Genomic DNA, 16,437 nt, shown 5'->3' with positions numbered 1-16,437 from the left:
ACTCACATTACACCAGCAAAGCCACGAAAAAAGAGCAAAACGCAGTCCATTCGCCATTACGGGCCGGGACTCCCCGCGGACTGCCCTTTGCTCTTACTTTGTGCCCCCTGCTTGCGTAACCCGTCCGGGCTGCTCAGGTACCGATTACGATTCTGCCAGCTTCAAACGGTTTAAAGCTACTGCCGCCGCTTGCTGCTCTGCTTCTTTTTTGGAGCGCCCCGTACCTGCCCCTAGCCGTTCGCTGTCCATATATACCTCGGCTACAAACTCGCGCTCATGGGCTGGTCCGCGCTCCTCTACAATCTTGTATTCAAGCATCCCCATGTTATGATGCTGTGTCAGTTCCTGAAGCTCTGTTTTGAAATCACTCATCTGAAGTTTACCATTTAATACAATTTGAGGAAAAATATAATGTTCCAGAAACGAACGGACGGCCTCCAGACCCTGATCCAAATAAAGCGCACCTACGAACGCTTCGAATACATCAGCCAACAGAGCCGGACGAGTACGTCCACCTGTCAACTCTTCACCTTTTCCAAGCAGCACATATTGCCCGAACTCAAGCCCGACAGCAAACTTCACCAGAGAAGGCTCACAGACAATAGCTGCACGCAGCTTGGTGAGTTCGCCTTCGGGTCGGTTAGGGTACTGATTGTACAATTGCTCGGACACCGTCAATTCCAGAACAGCGTCACCTAAAAATTCAAGACGCTCATTGTCTGCATGCTGACTGAACCGATGTTCGTTTACGTAGGAAGCGTGCGTAAAGGCCTGCTTCAGAAGCTGCCGATTGTTGAATTGAATATGAAGTTTCTGCTGTAATTGCTTCAAGTCTCCACTCAACGAACTGACCCCTTATGCTTCATATTTTTTTAGAATAACCGTAGCATTGTGACCGCCAAAACCAAAGGAATTGGACATAACCACATTCAGTTCCGCTTTTCTCGGCTTATTAGGTACATAATCAAGATCGCATGCCGGGTCTTGATTATCCAAATTAATCGTTGGCGGAATCGTCTGATGCTGAAGGGCGAGACCACAGATCACGGCTTCAACGCCGCCCGCTGCACCCAATAAATGCCCTGTCATCGACTTAGTTGAGCTGATCGCTACCTTATAGGCATGATCTCCAAGCGTTTTCTTAACTGCTTCCGTTTCGGATTTATCACCGACTGGCGTAGACGTACCATGTGCATTGATATAATCAATCTCTTCAGGATTCAATCCAGCGTCACGGATCGCCATTCTAATGCAGCGTGCTGCTCCCTCTGGATCAGGCTCTGTCATATGATGAGCATCGCCAGAAAGACCGTAGCCAATCACTTCACCGTAAATACGCGCACCACGCTTCAAAGCATGATCCAACGATTCCAGAATAAGAACACCAGAGCCTTCGCCCATAACAAACCCGTCTCTTTCGGTATCAAAAGGGCGGCTTGCCTTTTCAGGCTCGTCGTTACGCGTGGACATCGCTCGCATGGAACAAAATCCAGCCATACCAATCGGACGGATAGTCGCCTCAGCTCCTCCGCAAATCATGGCGTCTGCGTCACCGCGCTGAATCATGCGGAAGGAATCGCCAATAGCATGACTGCCCGTGGCACAAGCCGTAACTGGTGATGTATTTGGGCCTTTAGCACCGAGCGAAATCGACACTTGACCGGAACCCATATTAGCAATCATCATCGGGATGAAGAAAGGGCTTACGCGTTTAGGTCCTTTTTCAATCAGTGCGTTGTGCTGATCTTCCCAAGTTCCCAATCCGCCAATACCGGAACCGACAGATACACCAACACGCTCAGCTTCAGCATTTTCTCCGATTACAAGTCCGCTGTCCTCAAGCGCCAATTTACTAGCAGCAACCGCAAACTGCACAAAGCGGTCCATTTTACGCGCATCCTTACGTTCAATATAATCCTCTGGATTAAAATCTTTAATGGAAGCGGCTATTTTCGTAGTGTACTCACTTGTATCGAAAGCTTCGATTTCACTGACGCCGGATTTTCCGGCCATCAGATTATCCCATAGTGTGTTCAAATCCTGTCCCAGCGAAGTGATTACACCCATTCCTGTTATGACAACACGTTGTTTCAAAGATAATCACCTCTATGTCTACTGCATATTGTATTTTAAGACCGCACACTTTTGTGCGTAAAAATAATATAGAATCAACTAAAGTTAGTAATGCGGCATACTTCTCAGCCTTTGACTAAGTTAAGCTGAACCAAACTCAAAAACACGCAGCAATTCCGCCTTTAGTTCAATCTGTATAATTAGGAGAAAGTCCCGCCTGTAACAGAACGGGACTTTTGATGACATGAATTAGGTATGAGATTGTATGTACTTCACAACTTCACCTACAGTTGTAATTTTCTCTGCATCTTCATCAGAGATTTCCATATCAAACTCATCTTCCAATTCCATTACCAATTCAACTACATCGAGAGAATCAGCGCCTAAATCATCTTTAAAAGATGCTTCAAGTGTAACTTCGGCTTCGTCGGCTCCCAAACGGTCAACGACAATGCGTTTTACGCGCTCCAATACATCGGACATCCGGCTCACCTCCTCTTAGGTATTATACGAAAATTACAATTAAAATGCCATAGAAGAGAGTTTTCTTTGACAACTCTTCATCGGGGCATGCAGATTGGCAACATGCTACTACATATACATGCCGCCATCCACATGCAAAGTCTGGCCCGTCATATATGAGGAAGCATCCGAGGCCAAGAACAGCACCACGTCAGCAATTTCCTCAGGCCGTCCAAGACGGGCCAGCGGAATACCGCTAAGCATATTGTCACGCAAATCATCAGCCAGTACCTGTGTCATCTCAGTATCGATGAATCCGGGAGCTACACAGTTCACTGTAATACCTCTCGATGCAAGCTCTCGAGCAGAGGATTTGGTAAGACCAATCACCCCTGCTTTAGCAGCAACGTAGTTGGCTTGTCCTGCGTTGCCAAGGACACCAACCACGGAGGAGATATTGATAATTCGGCCAGAACGCTGTTTCATCATTGGACGTGTTGCCGCCTTAAGACAATTAAACACACCCTTCAGATTCGTTTCGATCACCTGATCGAATTCCTCTTCCTTCATGCGCATGATTAAATTATCTCTTGTTATGCCGGCATTATTCACCAGGATGTCAATCTTGCCCCAAGCGCCAATCACATCCTTGATCAACTGATCTGCTTCGTCAGCGCGACCGACATTAGCCTGAACTGTAATAGCCTCCACACCTTTGGCACGAATCTGCTCAGCTACCTCAGTCGCAGCCGCTTCACTGCCAGCATAGTTTACCGCCACATTAGCGCCTGCATCAGCCAGCGCCAGCGCGATACTACGGCCAATTCCGCGCGACGCTCCCGTAACGAGCGCCGTTTTTCCACTTAATGGCTTAGACATCATAGTCCTCCCTTGCAAGTATATAACCCGTTAAGGCAATGATTATACTTTTAACGGGCCTCCAAGGCTTCCGTTACAGAAGCAATCGACTCCAGGCTACTTATATTATACAGCTTAACCGTTTTGTCGATTTTTTTAACCAGTCCAGTCAAAACACTTCCTGGTCCAAACTCAACAAAAGTGTCAACACCTTGTTCCAGTAGCCATGCTACACTGTCTTCCCACAGTACCGGAGAATAGACCTGATCCACCAACAGTTGGCGGATTTCACTCCCCTCACGTACAGGTTTAGCTGTTACATTAGCCACCACCGGAATCTGAGCTTCAGAGAAAGTTACAGTCCCCAACTTGTCTGAGAGCTTGGTCGCTGCTTCCTTCATCAATGACGAGTGGAAAGGACCGCTAACCTCCAGAGTAATAGCACGCTTGCCGCCTGCTTCCTTCACACGTTCAGCGACAGCAGCTACGCCCTCCTTCGTACCAGATACAACAATTTGTCCAGGACAATTGATATTAGCTAGTTCGACCAGTTGACCAGACTCCGTAATATCACGGCACAATGCTGTCAATGCTTCACGATCAGCTCCCAACACAGCAGCCATACCGCCTTGTCCATCAGGAATAGCCTGTTCCATAAACTGACCACGTGCACGAACAGTCTCAACCGCATCCGCAAATGCAAGGACACCTGAAGCAACTAGCGCGCTGTACTCTCCTAGACTGTGTCCAGCTACATAATCGGGATGAATGTCCATTTTTTCCTTGAACGCTTCATACAGCGCAATGCTCGCCGTTAACAGTGCAGGCTGCGTATTGGATGTTTGCTTCAAAGCTGTGTCTGGCCCTTCAAAAACCAGTGTGCTTAGTGCGAACCCTAACCGTTCGTCCGCTTGGCGAAATACTTCTGTTGCAGCTGGAACTGCTTCATAAGCATCTTTAGCCATACCTACAGCTTGTGAACCCTGACCGGGGAATATAAATGCCGTTTTGCCCATCGTGTATGCACCTCTCTATATCCAATGCTTGTCCTGTAAAACACTACACAAATTCAATATTATATCAAAAATTCCATCTTATTACCAGACAAGAACCGACGCTCCCCAGGTCAAGCCACCGCCAAAGCCCACCATTAATACACGGTCGCCTTCCTTCATGCGGCCTTCCTCAGCTGCTTCTACTAGGGCGAGAGGGATTGATGCTGCGGATGTATTCGCATATTTATGAACATTAACAACTACCTTTTCCTCTGGCAAATCCAGACGTTGCATCGCCGATTGGATGATGCGAACATTGGCTTGATGTGGAACGAACAGATCAATATCATCTTTGGACAGCCCTGCTTTTTCCAACACATCAACCGTTGCCGTTCCCATAACACGAACCGCGAACTTGAACACTTCGCGTCCGTTCATGTAAATATAGTGCTGTTTATTCTCCAGTGTGTCTGCACTCGCAGGCAAACGCGAGCCACCAGCTTCCAGCTTAAGCAAGGTTCCACCTGCACCTTCAGCCCCGAGATCAAAGGATTGGAATCCTCTGCCTTCAGGCACTTCGCCAATCACTACAGCTCCTGCACCATCTCCGAATAGGACACAGGTATTGCGGTCGGTATAATCTGTAATCCGAGAAAGACAGTCTGCCCCAATGATTAACGCATTATTATAAATACCTGTCTTAATGAAGCTCGTTGCCGTAGCCAGTCCGTATACAAAACCCGAGCATGCCGCAGACAAATCGAAAGCCGCTGCGCCTTTGGCTCCCAGTTTGTCCTGAAGAATGCAGGCAGTTGACGGAAACGCCATATCCGGTGTAACCGTAGCTACAATAATTAAATCCAGATCCTGTGCCGTCATACCCGCGGACTCCAACGCCTTAATTGCTGCTTCATAAGCTAAATCAGATGTAGCCTGCTCTGGAGCTGCAATATGGCGCTCCTGAATCCCTGTACGGCTGACAATCCATTCATCACTTGTTTCTACGATTGCTTCCAAATCTTTATTCGTCAGAATTTTCTCAGGTACGTATTTCCCTGTTCCGATAACACCAACCGGCCGTAATTTATTCATATCGTCACTCACTTCCTGCTGATTTCCTTGGATATACTTTCCACCAACCGGTTTTGCAGGGCCGTACGAGCCTGCCTTACCGCATTTTTGACGGCAACGCCGTCAGACGAACCGTGACTTTTCAGGACGAGTCCACTCAAACCCAGCAAAGGAGCCCCACCATGCTCTTTATAATCCAATTTACCTTTCAGACTGCGGAGCTCAGGCATAATCAAGGCTGCCGCAAGCTTGGTCTTCAAGGATTTGGTGAATTGCTCTTTTAAGAGAGAAAATATGGCCCCCGCTGTACCCTCTAGTGATTTTAGCATGATATTTCCAGCAAATCCATCACACACCAGTACGTCGCAATTCCCAGTTAACACATCTCTCGATTCAACATTACCCACAAAATGGACAGGTAACTGCTCAATAAGTGGAAATGCCAACTTCGTCAGTTCATTGCCCTTCCCAGCTTCGGTCCCCACATTCAGCAGACCCACCCTTGGAGAAGCCACACCGTGAACTTTCTGACGATACAAGCTCCCCATCAGTGCATACTGGGCAAGATGCTCAGGCTTGGCATCCATATTGGCTCCCAAGTCAAGCGCCAGAATACCCTGATCGTCAATCGTCGGTATCATCGGCGCGAGAGCCGGACGTTCAATGCCCTCCATTCTTCCAACCACCAGCAACCCCGTGGTCATTAGCGCGCCTGTATTACCTGCAGATATCATGGCATCCGCTTCGCCTTCTCTGACCATTCGACCAGCTACGACCATTGAAGCATCCTTTTTGCGGCGCACTGCCTTTACAGGCTCGTCCTGCGCATCTATCGTTTCGGATGCATGGCGAATGCTGAGGTTCGTCGGCAACGCTCTACCGTTCAGAACCGATTCAATTCGTTCCCGGTCACCAACCAGCGTAATGTCCGTATCCTTCCATTCCGCCGCCGCAGATAGCGCGCCCTCTACTGTCGCCTCAGGAGCATTATCTCCCCCCATGGCATCAATGGCGATCCGCATGCTGACTTCCTCCTTCGCTATACTCTTCCTCCGTGGAGCGATAAATGACAAAGTTGCCTTGGAACACCATTTCTTCTCCTACGTAGGCGAAAACTTCCACTTTAGCCTTCCCTTTTTGTTCTGGATTTGAACGTACATATGCCTTGGCAATGCACTTTTCACCTAAATGAACCGGGCGGACAAAGCGTATATCCGCTGATGCAGTCAATGCTATCTCATCATTAATCACAGCAACGGCCAATGAATTGGCCTGAGCAAATACATAATGCCCCCGCGCAATGCCAGTACGCGAAAAAACATGTTCCTCTTTAATCTCAAAAATCGAAATACCGCTTCGATCCAACTGCAGATCAACGATATCCCCGATCACTTCATGCAAAGGCAAGGAACGAACCTGGTCGTAGGAGCGCTCAGCCATCAGCTTTAGCCGTTCCCGCAATTCCGGGATTCCCAGCTCCATCCGGTCCAGCCGAATAGTCTGAATACTCACCTTCAGCTGTCTTGTCAATTCCTGATCCGTTACGAATGGATTATCATCAATTAATTGAGTCAGCCGCTGCTGTCTCTGTCTCTTCGGCAAACGTTCGATGTCAGTGACGCCTCCTTTCCCTACAATAAACCATCGTTCAGACGACAGTTCGGGTTACTTTACTTCACTTTCTAACGGCGAAACTTCAAGCCGATTTGTCTTCTTGTATGTATAAAGGAACCCCTTCGGCCCTTCTTTCTTAGAACCTGGTACTAAAACAGTATATAGCATGCTGACGTAAAAAGGAAGCATGCAGACAAAAAAAGTAGCGCCTCACTGAAGTGAAGCGCTACTTTTTCTGCGAAGATTCCAAAGAATCCGCTTATCGGACATTATTGAGAGATGATCTCTCTAGCTTTGTACGTTCCGCAAACTTTGCACACATGGTGAGCAAGTTTCAATTCGCCGCATTCGGAGCATTTCACCATACCTGGTACTGCCAGTTTAAAGTGAGTACGACGTTTGTCGCGACGAGTTTTGGATGTTCTCCGTTGAGGTACTGCCATTATTCCCACCTCCTTAACCAGATCAACCCCGCATAACGGGTATGACTTCTTATCTCATTCAAGACTGAAGAAAATGCCAGAAGCAATTATCTTACAGCCGGTGAATCAAGCCTGCAACATCCACGCATCGGTTCTGTAACTTTCCGGCACAAGCGGATGATGATTTTTCAGAATTGAACTCAATTCTCATTTAAAAAAATCCTTAAGCCCTGCCAGACGCGGATCAATCTTTTCCGTATCGCCATCGCTACTGTCATCGGAGCCAATACTCCAGTTTTGTCCGGTCTTTGGTGCGATTCCCTGACAATCCTCACTGCACAAAGGCGCAAACGGCACATGCAGTACAAACAGTTCTTCACAATACGGTGCAATGTCGAAGGAGTCCTCCGTCACTGCGATAAAATCGCCATCTTCATCCTCCTCTTCAACACTCGAAGAGGTTTGCTTGAACCGTTCACGGAATTCAATCTTTAAATCCTCGTGCATCGGGCTTAAACAGCGTGAGCAGAGCATGTCCAGACCTGCGGTCAACGTGCCTTCCACGCTCATCAACCCTTGACCCAGACTAACGGCGACCAAGTCGGCCTCCAGCGGGGAAACGGCCGTAACATCAGCACGATCATCCACCAATTCACTCACATTAAGAGATTCACGGATAGGAAAAGGACCGTCACTTGTTGCTACTTTGCGAAAAAATAGTTGCATCACTATCACTCCAAACAAACAAAAATTATTATACCGACTGATCGAGTCGTTTGTCAACACCTTTCACTTTACACCACTCACAAATCCACCGGTTTTCCAATGGTTCGACAAGTTTTATGCAGAAGCAAAAATGCATTGTGCTAAACATGTACCGATGAGTATTCGTACCCCCGCCACTCTTCGTGTACAATAATGCGAGTATAAAGCTTTTTCGTCCAGGTCTCAATGGTCTTGTTCATGCCGATGATGAAAAATCAGTATAGCTGCCCTGAAAACAATCATTCACGGGTACTTAACCATTATTGTCAAAATAGTTATCCAATAAGCTACCATAAGAAAGGAGCCGACATACGGTCTTGAAAACACTCGGTATGATTGTAGAGTACAATCCCCTGCATAACGGACATGTCCATCACTGGGAGGAATCTCTTCGCATCACTGGTGCACAGCGCACAGTGGCTGTGATGAGTGGTCCTTTCCTTCAGCGGGGTGAACCCGCGATTACAGACAAATGGTCCCGCACCGAAATGGCACTCGCCATGGGTGTGGACCTGGTTCTGGAGCTGCCTGTGGCCTATGCCGTCCAGCCTGCAGAATGGTTTGCCCACGGAGCAGTCGCCCTGCTCCATGCGACGGGCATCGTAGACGCGCTCTGCTTCGGCAGCGAGAGCGGAGACATTGCCCCGCTGCGCGCGCTGGCCCGCGTGCTGGCGGCAGAGCCGGCCGAGCTCAAGGCCGGCATCGCGCAGCGCCTGAGTAGCGGCGCGAGCTATCCCGCTGCCTACGCGGGAGCCGCAGCCGCGCTCGCGGCCGAAGGAGCGGACGGCGCTGCGCTCGCCGCCCTCATGCAGCAGCCCAACAATACGTTGGGGCTGCATTACTTGATTGCGCTGGAACGGCTGGGCAGCACAATCAAGCCCTTCACGGTAGCCCGCACGGGATCGGGCTACCATGAAGCCGTGGCCCCTGCGGACGGAGTCATCGCCAGTGCCACGGCCATTCGCCGTCTGCTGCTGGACGGCGGGCCGGAGGCCGCGTCGCCATACATACCTGCGGCGACACTGGGGATTTTGCGGCGCGAGTGGCAAGCCGAACGCGCTCCGCTGCATTGGGAAGCGTTCAGCCAGCCGCTGCTGAACGCCCTGATCACACGTAGCTCGCAGCAGCTGGCGGAGCTGCACGAGGTCACCGAAGGGCTGGAGCATCGTCTGCGACAATCGCTTTACACGCTGCCCCAGCCCTCTGTGGAGGCCCTGCTCGCCGCGATCAAGACAAGGCGCTATACTCGTACGAAGCTCCAGCGGATGTGTGCACATATTTTGCTAAATCATGCCAAATCCGATATGACTCCGGCTGAGCTGGCGAAAGGTCCGGGCTATATCCGCGTGCTTGGCTTTAACAGGGCTGGACGCGAACTGCTGGCACGTATGAAGCAGACAGCCACCCTTCCGGTATGGGTCAAGCTGTCTGCCGGATCACATCCTCATCTGGACTGGGATACAGCCGCAGCCGCCATACATGCAGCCGGGATGCCACGCCCCGCCATCCGCGACATGTATGCTGATTACTTGCGACCGCCCATTATGGTTTGATGGGCAGCTTTTCCATATAATTCAGCGCATCGCCAAGTTTGCGAACCGGAACAAGCTTCATTCGGGTTCCAATTTGCTCAGCTTTGGTCTTGGCCTCTTTATAATTATCCGCAGGGACGAAAAACAAATCCGCACCCTGACGGTCAGCAGCAACTATTTTATACTTTGCACCACCAATCGCTCCAACCTGACCGTCCTTATCAATGGTACCCGTACCGGCTACACGATATCCCTTACTCAAATCACCTGGTGTCAGTTGGTTATAGATTTCCATGGTAAACATCAAACCTGCCGAAGGACCGCCAACATCCGTAGATGTAAAATGAATCGTTTTACGTCCATCCTTCGGCTCTACCTTCTGTACCGTGGCAATACTGACGCCAAATCCGGAACGTTGCTTGCCCGTCTCACTGTCCGTAATGGTCGTTAAAGGAGCTTGCACGGACAGCAACTTTCCATCGCGCTTTAGCTTCACTTTAGCCATTATTCCCGGTTTTTCGTCCTCCAAAGCCTTCCGAATGGAACGATTATCGGTCACCCTCACGCCGTTCAGCTCCAATATTTCATCCCCGGGGTCAAACACGCTGCTCGATCCCGGGACCTTAAATACATACACGTAATCCGGCACAATGCGATAGGGGACATGGGCACGGGTGTAGGCAGCCTCCATCGCGGAAGATTGGGAATCCCCCATATACCATAACTGTTCTGCCGCATACTCGTCTTCACTTTTTCCATGCAGACGATCCTCTTTGCGCTGAATCTCCGAATTGCGGTCCAACTTGGACAGACCCAACATGATAACATTGGCATAACGCGCCGATACCGTCGTCATCATAAAGGCCCCCCGTTCGATGTTGTCACCCTCCCGGACTCTAACCATCGGTTTGATCTCATTTGCCCCACCTGGTCCGTAGATCAGATAAGGGGTTGGCATATAGACCAGCACATAGACCATTGCAGCCAGCATTAAGACATAACCGGTTGTAAAAAAAGCTCTTTTCCGGTTTATTCGTTTCATTGCTTCTCCCCCCTTCCAGCCTAACTTCTCCCATCTTATCCAAGTGCCTCTGTGCACCTGTTCTCAAGCCTTTCAAAAAAGCATACATTGTTTACGACAACGTATACGAACAACCTATCCCAAGACAACGAACGTGAATAAACGCTGGAGATAGCATCCGACTCTCCTTAGCATATTTATGAGAGGTGAATTTTTTGATGCAAAAGGAAGCCCATTCCGCTCCTTATTGGACAACCGTACTGCTTGGCCTCGGAGCCATTTTGCTTGTACTGGCTGTTGTCGCCTCACCAGAAAAAGTATTTCAAGCCTCTACTCAAGGCCTTAAGCTATGGTGGAGTATTATTTTCCCAGCTATGCTACCTTTTTTGATGCTGTCCGAAATGCTCATCGCCTTTGGTCTAGTACATGGACTAGGTGTCCTGCTGGAGCCGTTTATGCGATTCTGGTTCCGTCTACCCGGACGAAGTGGCTGGGTGTTGGCCCTCGGCCTGACCGCGGGATTCCCGGCTGCTGCGGAAGCAGTACGCCAATGGTCACAACAGGAAGATATGACCGCGCTTCAGCTTCGACGTCTAACCGCCATCGCTCATTTCTGCAATCCGATTACCATCCTGCTCGTCATCGGGACAGGGCTACTGCACAATGCTGCCGTAGGCGTGATGTTACTTGCCGTTCACTGGATTTCCGGGCTGCTGGCAGGCTGGATCACCGCCAGACTACCTGTATCGTCCAAAGAATTGCAAAAACGGGAAACGCCAGCTGCCCTTCGGCGCACCTCAGTTTCCCGTACTTCTCCCTCCCTGATCCGATCCGCATGGGAAGCTACCCGTTCTGCCAGAGAACGGGACGGCCGCAGCTTCGGAAAACTGTTGGGCGAAACCGTATCCCATGCTGTACAGACGCTGATGGTGACAGGTGGATTCATTATTTTCTTTTCCGTACTGATTCGACTGCTGTCCATATACACAGGCCAAGGATCGCTTTCTTTCATATGGCCTGCTTGGATGGAAATCCATCTGGGTTCCTATGAAACCAGCCGTCTGCCCTACGATCTCCGTACACAAGCAGCGCTGATCAGTGCTGTGTTGGGCTGGGGCGGCCTGTGCGGCTGGCTTCAAATTACCGCCGTCACCAGACCTTCCGACAAGGGTATCACCTTCACCTTGTCACGAGTGCTCCATGGGATCATTGCTTTTGGACTTACCTTGGCGACATGGGTCCCGCTTAACCGCATCGTCAGCAATACAATTCCCGCTTACGTCAGTCGGAGTTCTGTGTCTTCTTTTGCGGAAAGCGTAAATGAATCCGGCACGCATCCTGTCATGGCCGAAGCCAGCAGCTTACTAACACAAATAGAAGGAACATCTATGTACCCCTGGCAACTAACCGTACTGTCCATTGCGCTGCTGGGTACAATTATAGTTACCCTGCTGGCCTTTTCCTTTATGACTTCATGGTGGAGCCGCCGCGATTTGCGTTGACCTTTGCACGCAGCGCGTCTTCCACCTCCGGTGCCACCAGATCTACAACCTTGCCATCAAAATGCGCAATTTCCTTCACCATACTGGAACTCAGATATGAATAAGCCGGATTGGTCATCATAAAGATCGTTTCCGCATCCGGGTTCAGCTTATGATTTGTAGAGGCTAATTGCAGCTCATATTCAAAATCAGTCACCGACCGGATTCCTCTGACAATAACTTGGGCCCCTTTTTGACGTACATAATTAGCTGTCAAATCACGGAAGCTGTCCACCTCAACGTTCGGGATATTGCGAGTTACCGTTCGCAGCAGCTCCATTCGTTCCTCAAGTGAAAACAGCGGATTTTTACTAATATTGTTAAGAACCGCGACAATCAATAGATCAAACTGTCTGGCTGCTCTTTGAATAATATCCTGGTGCCCCATTGTCACAGGATCAAAGGTTCCCGGATATACGGCAATACGTGGTTTGTGCTCAATCATGATGGTCCTCCCCGTCTGATTCGATGATGCCGAACTTGACCACTCCGGCTTCTGTATGTTCTTCGACATCCGATAAAGCATCGGCTGCAAAATGATAAATGGATAACGCCGTTTCCCCATAGACTGCTTTTCTAACCTGTTCGAACGGCCCGAAGCTTTCCGGATATTCATGTCCCGATTCATACTCCAGCACGATGATTGCATCTGAACGAAGCAAGTTCAATTCAACCATACGGCTCATCAATTCATCTCCGTGTTTGAGACGATAGGGCGGATCCAGAAAAACAGCATCAAAAAGAGCTCCACGTTTTGCCAGCGCCTTGAGCGCTCGTCCGGCATCATTGCGGAACACTTCAGCCTGTCCTTCCAATCCAGTTTTTCGCAAATTTTCTTTAATGACATCAATGCTTTTGGATTCCATATCAATAAAAACAGCCTTGTCCATCCCCCGGCTAAGCGCCTCTATACCTAGGCCGCCACTGCCAGCAAACAGATCAAGTGCGACTCCCCCATCAAAATAAGGACCTATCATGCTAAATAGCGCTTCCTTGACCTTATCCGTGGTTGGCCGCGTCCCTGTGCCGGGAACTGCCTTTAACGGCCTTCCTTTGGCACTACCTGATACCACTCTCACGCTGAAACTCACCTATTTTCTATATGTGTTCATAACCATAGATTATGACGCTATCGTACCACATGCACCGCCGTTTGAAAAACTTAGGATGAGGCAGGTATAAAAAACCATTCCCTGGGCATCCTTAGGATATCGGCATTCAACCAATGTCGTAGACAACCGCGGAGAAGACTTACGTTTCCCCATAAGCTCTTCGTCCGGTTTCTCCTCTCCCATTCGGGCGCTCTTTAAATGGAGCGCCTGATTTTTTTTGCATAAAAAGAAGCTGCTTAATAGCAGCTCTATGTATCATTTTTCTATCTCGGCATTTTGTTTATTTCAGTAGTTCCTCGGGTGTATCCCCTTGATAAACATACACGTAACTCGCCACTGATACAGCAAATGTAGCAAACATAGACAACGATGTGGCTAACCCATATACCATTTTTCTCATCATTCCACTCACCTCCTTCCCCGGATCAATGTTAGGCTTTGGACCAAAAAAGCAACAGCCACTACAGAGGAACCGATTACAAAATTAGTACATACAAGCAAGGAGGATAACAGCCGCAAGAAGGGATAAAACCGTACTGGAATGCGCGACTGCTTTTCAATTCTGGACGGGGCAAAACATAAAACGAAAATGAGAGCTATTCCGGTAAACAGGTTTGTCCACCCACTATTTAAGGCAATGCAGGATATGTAAGTAAAAGCTGCTGAGGTCACCAACACACATGTCATGCCCGTTTTCAAATGAATGCCTCCTGACATTTGGCGCAGTAGGGCGAAAGCGACGAGAATCGTAACAGCCTCTACCATACGCCCCGTGAAGAATGAGGCGAATAGTGTCAACACAATGATCAGGGACGCATTCAGAATGAGAGCAAGTGCGTATTTAAGTACCGCGACAGAGGCCGGATGATCAGGCACAGTACGTTTGATCTGGTTAGCAAGTTTGAAAGCCATCGCTTCAATCATCCCGGTATTCCTTTCCGATTGCATAATAGATGAAAAATCCCGAAACCAGTGCAAAAAATATCATACTTAACCATACCTCGTTATAGTAGAGCACAATAGAAGTTGAAATGAGAGACAGGATAATCAGCGTGATGACAATGCCATATTCCTCTTTGAACTTAAGCTTCTTGAAATTAGGGGAAAAGCCGATCCCTTTTCGAGACAACATCAATGAAATAAGCAGTCCTACTGCTGCGCTTACCACTTGTAGCAGATAGCCCTTCAAGGACCCATCCTGCAGCTCAGAAACCGGAAGATTGCCGAACATGACTTTTAAGAGTACCGACTGAACAACGGCATATGCAAAATAACCTGTAACCGTCATAATACCGGACCACACAATCGGAATCTTCACGACCGTAGCGAGTAAAAAAATAAAAAGCAGCATATTTACGACAGGCACCAAATACGAAAGGGAAAACTCTTCTCTAAGCATATAACTTTGCATATTCATAATCAGGTTAACAAAAATGGCCTGCCATAGATAAGGGGTCATTTTAACTTTAAAAATACTCAAAATAAGCGCAAAAACAGCGACTCCCTCAAGTGTGGAGAAAAGCAAAAAGCCGATTGGCTTCAAAAGCATGCGTGCATCTCCTTTACAATTCCAACAAACCTCATCGGTGTATTCAAAAACTTGGATGTACATCGAATATAAAGGGCTGGGAGCTACTTTTCAAGAGGTCTTTTCAATTATTTCATAAATTTATTCAAGCACTTCAACCAAATGTTATCGGATGCCACTTCAAGTTGTAGCTTAGGCAACACTTTCTTTGACCGAATCTCCCTGCTTGCGCACAGGCTTCATACGTGATATAAGCTTTTTCCCCCAACGGATACCGGGCTGTTCAATCCACGAGTAGGTAAACCAAGATAGTCCGATGGTGACTAGCAACGTCATGATAAACATAAGTGTGAGGCTGACTAGGGGAGCAAAAGGTATTTTAACCTGTACGATTAGTCCCAGAGCCAGCATATGCGTTAAATACATGCTGTAGCTAAGGCGGCCGATCCATGACCATACCCGATTAAGCAGCCATATCGGCTGCCAGTGATACAAAGCATACGCTCCCAGCAGCAACCCGACACCTATGAGAACATCGGTCATGCCTTCTAAAAATGAAAATAGCACAGAAACAAGCAGCAAACCTCCACTGACTCGGTCTATACTTTTCCAATGCCGCTCGTCTTTCCAAATGAAAAACAACAATATACCTAGCCCAAAGACAGGCAATTGATTCGGAAACCATAAATACAGATAGTGCCCCCATAAAGAGTGATCACTAATCCATGGATTTTGAACACTTACCGTATTTAGCCCCAAGCTTACCACAAGCGCCATCACGACAAACCACGTCGCATGGCGGACGGATCGGATCAGCTTAAATAATAGAGGGATAAACAGATAAAACATACATTCCACCGCAATGGACCATTCCACACCGATAATGCTGTTGATCCAGTACGGATTCAGACCATTCAGAAACAGGACATGAGCTGCGATATTGGCGGCAGTGACTCCCTCCTGATCCCCAAGCCAAAATCGTGGACCTGTCCCGTTCACAACTAAATAGATTCCTAACATCACGTAATACAAAGGAGCAATCCGAAAAAAACGACGCATCAGGTAAGCTGAAATTCTTTCACTCTTGTTACCCGAACGTCTGCTTAAGGACAAAAATAGCGTAAAAGCGCTGGCCATATAAAATAAAGCGACACCTTTGGCTCCTATACTCAAGCCTTTTTGCAACCATCCGTTTAATCCGTCCACATGCTGGCTGACATGCACAAGCAAAACTCCAATAATAGCCAGCGCCCTTAGCGTATCTACAAATTGCAGCTTGTCATCTTCCATTTTCCCCTTAGCTTCGGGCATCGTATCCCTCCATAACAGCCTCAAATGATACATTTTGTATCTATAATACACAAAATGTATCACTAAAGTAAATATCCTCGTTATGCAAAAAAACACCTTCCGACCGCAAAGAAATGCCGCCAAAAGATGTTC

The 16,437-nt window shown here is 48.4% G+C and carries 19 protein-coding genes; 2 read left to right on the top strand and 17 right to left on the bottom strand.

Annotation, left to right across the window (positions count from 1 at the left end; all coding sequences use genetic code 11):
* Positions 1-144: 144 nt before the first annotated feature.
* The 10 genes from rnc to MKY75_RS09265 all read right to left on the bottom strand — a co-directional run bounded on the left by rnc (position 145) and on the right by MKY75_RS09265 (position 8,221).
* Positions 145-843: a ribonuclease III gene (gene rnc, locus MKY75_RS09310; protein ID WP_029515003.1), complete on the bottom strand. Its 699-nt coding sequence runs from the start codon at positions 841-843 to the stop codon at positions 145-147.
* A gap of 12 nt (positions 844-855) precedes the next feature.
* A complete protein-coding gene (gene fabF / locus MKY75_RS09305; RefSeq protein WP_029515005.1) occupies positions 856-2,094 on the bottom strand; it encodes a beta-ketoacyl-ACP synthase II in 1,239 nt (412 codons plus the stop codon).
* A 228-nt stretch (positions 2,095-2,322) separates the two neighbouring features.
* The gene (locus MKY75_RS09300; protein ID WP_007429985.1) at positions 2,323-2,556 is read right to left on the bottom strand and encodes an acyl carrier protein; all 234 of its coding nucleotides are present in this window, start codon (positions 2,554-2,556) and stop codon (positions 2,323-2,325) included.
* A 108-nt stretch (positions 2,557-2,664) separates the two neighbouring features.
* On the bottom strand, positions 2,665-3,414 hold the full coding sequence (fabG, locus tag MKY75_RS09295) for a 3-oxoacyl-[acyl-carrier-protein] reductase (protein ID WP_039274753.1): 750 nt from the start codon (positions 3,412-3,414) through the stop codon (positions 2,665-2,667).
* 50 nt (positions 3,415-3,464) lie between these two features.
* On the bottom strand, positions 3,465-4,409 hold the full coding sequence (gene fabD / locus MKY75_RS09290) for an ACP S-malonyltransferase (protein ID WP_165147628.1): 945 nt from the start codon (positions 4,407-4,409) through the stop codon (positions 3,465-3,467).
* An 81-nt stretch (positions 4,410-4,490) separates the two neighbouring features.
* Entirely contained in the window at positions 4,491-5,480 is a 990-nt protein-coding gene (locus MKY75_RS09285; RefSeq protein ID WP_029515009.1) for a beta-ketoacyl-ACP synthase III, read from the bottom strand.
* A gap of 8 nt (positions 5,481-5,488) precedes the next feature.
* A complete protein-coding gene (plsX, locus tag MKY75_RS09280) occupies positions 5,489-6,481 on the bottom strand; it encodes a phosphate acyltransferase PlsX (RefSeq protein WP_029515010.1) in 993 nt (330 codons plus the stop codon).
* Positions 6,465-7,061, bottom strand: a complete 597-nt coding sequence (fapR, locus tag MKY75_RS09275; RefSeq protein ID WP_039274761.1) for a transcription factor FapR — start codon at positions 7,059-7,061, stop codon at positions 6,465-6,467. The genes plsX and fapR overlap by 17 nt, the downstream gene beginning before the upstream one ends.
* A 281-nt stretch (positions 7,062-7,342) precedes the next feature.
* The gene (rpmF, locus tag MKY75_RS09270) at positions 7,343-7,516 is read right to left on the bottom strand and encodes a 50S ribosomal protein L32 (protein WP_007429979.1); all 174 of its coding nucleotides are present in this window, start codon (positions 7,514-7,516) and stop codon (positions 7,343-7,345) included.
* Positions 7,517-7,702: 186 nt separating this feature from the next.
* Complete coding sequence (locus tag MKY75_RS09265; protein ID WP_340885077.1) at positions 7,703-8,221, bottom strand: YceD family protein; 519 nt, start codon at positions 8,219-8,221, stop codon at positions 7,703-7,705.
* 356 nt (positions 8,222-8,577) lie between these two features.
* Between MKY75_RS09265 and MKY75_RS09260 the strand changes: the two genes are divergently transcribed.
* Positions 8,578-9,813 carry a nucleotidyltransferase gene (locus MKY75_RS09260; RefSeq protein WP_340885074.1) on the top strand — a complete coding sequence of 412 codons (1,236 nt, stop codon included), beginning with the start codon at positions 8,578-8,580 and terminating at the stop codon, positions 9,811-9,813.
* On the opposite strand, the gene MKY75_RS09255 is transcribed toward MKY75_RS09260, so the two are convergent.
* Positions 9,803-10,834, bottom strand: a complete 1,032-nt coding sequence (locus tag MKY75_RS09255; RefSeq protein ID WP_340885071.1) for a YlbL family protein — start codon at positions 10,832-10,834, stop codon at positions 9,803-9,805. The genes MKY75_RS09260 and MKY75_RS09255 overlap by 11 nt on opposite strands.
* A 197-nt stretch (positions 10,835-11,031) precedes the next feature.
* Between MKY75_RS09255 and MKY75_RS09250 the strand changes: the two genes are divergently transcribed.
* Positions 11,032-12,315, top strand: a complete 1,284-nt coding sequence (locus MKY75_RS09250; protein WP_069011387.1) for a nucleoside recognition domain-containing protein — start codon at positions 11,032-11,034, stop codon at positions 12,313-12,315.
* Here the strand turns inward: MKY75_RS09250 and coaD are convergent.
* The 6 genes from coaD to MKY75_RS09220 form a co-directional block, all read right to left on the bottom strand.
* A complete protein-coding gene (gene coaD, locus MKY75_RS09245; protein WP_029514739.1) occupies positions 12,278-12,799 on the bottom strand; it encodes a pantetheine-phosphate adenylyltransferase in 522 nt (173 codons plus the stop codon). The genes MKY75_RS09250 and coaD overlap by 38 nt on opposite strands.
* Positions 12,792-13,433 carry a 16S rRNA (guanine(966)-N(2))-methyltransferase RsmD gene (rsmD, locus tag MKY75_RS09240; RefSeq protein ID WP_029514740.1) on the bottom strand — a complete coding sequence of 214 codons (642 nt, stop codon included), beginning with the start codon at positions 13,431-13,433 and terminating at the stop codon, positions 12,792-12,794. The genes coaD and rsmD overlap by 8 nt, the downstream gene beginning before the upstream one ends.
* 313 nt (positions 13,434-13,746) lie before the next feature.
* Positions 13,747-13,869 carry a cyclic lactone autoinducer peptide gene (locus MKY75_RS09235; RefSeq protein ID WP_023988155.1) on the bottom strand — a complete coding sequence of 41 codons (123 nt, stop codon included), beginning with the start codon at positions 13,867-13,869 and terminating at the stop codon, positions 13,747-13,749.
* Positions 13,870-13,874: 5 nt separating this feature from the next.
* Positions 13,875-14,390 carry an accessory gene regulator ArgB-like protein gene (locus MKY75_RS09230; RefSeq protein ID WP_029514741.1) on the bottom strand — a complete coding sequence of 172 codons (516 nt, stop codon included), beginning with the start codon at positions 14,388-14,390 and terminating at the stop codon, positions 13,875-13,877.
* Positions 14,383-15,015: a hypothetical protein gene (locus tag MKY75_RS09225; protein ID WP_069011386.1), complete on the bottom strand. Its 633-nt coding sequence runs from the start codon at positions 15,013-15,015 to the stop codon at positions 14,383-14,385. The genes MKY75_RS09230 and MKY75_RS09225 overlap by 8 nt, the downstream gene beginning before the upstream one ends.
* 171 nt (positions 15,016-15,186) lie before the next feature.
* Positions 15,187-16,305: an acyltransferase family protein gene (locus tag MKY75_RS09220; RefSeq protein ID WP_340885069.1), complete on the bottom strand. Its 1,119-nt coding sequence runs from the start codon at positions 16,303-16,305 to the stop codon at positions 15,187-15,189.
* Positions 16,306-16,437: the final 132 nt, after the last annotated feature.

The organism is Paenibacillus sp. FSL L8-0663 (genome assembly GCF_038008125.1).
GTDB classification, from domain to species: domain Bacteria; phylum Bacillota; class Bacilli; order Paenibacillales; family Paenibacillaceae; genus Paenibacillus; species Paenibacillus polymyxa_D.
Note: the sequence above shows the minus strand (reverse complement) of the source record. Positions and strands in the feature narration are given on the sequence as shown.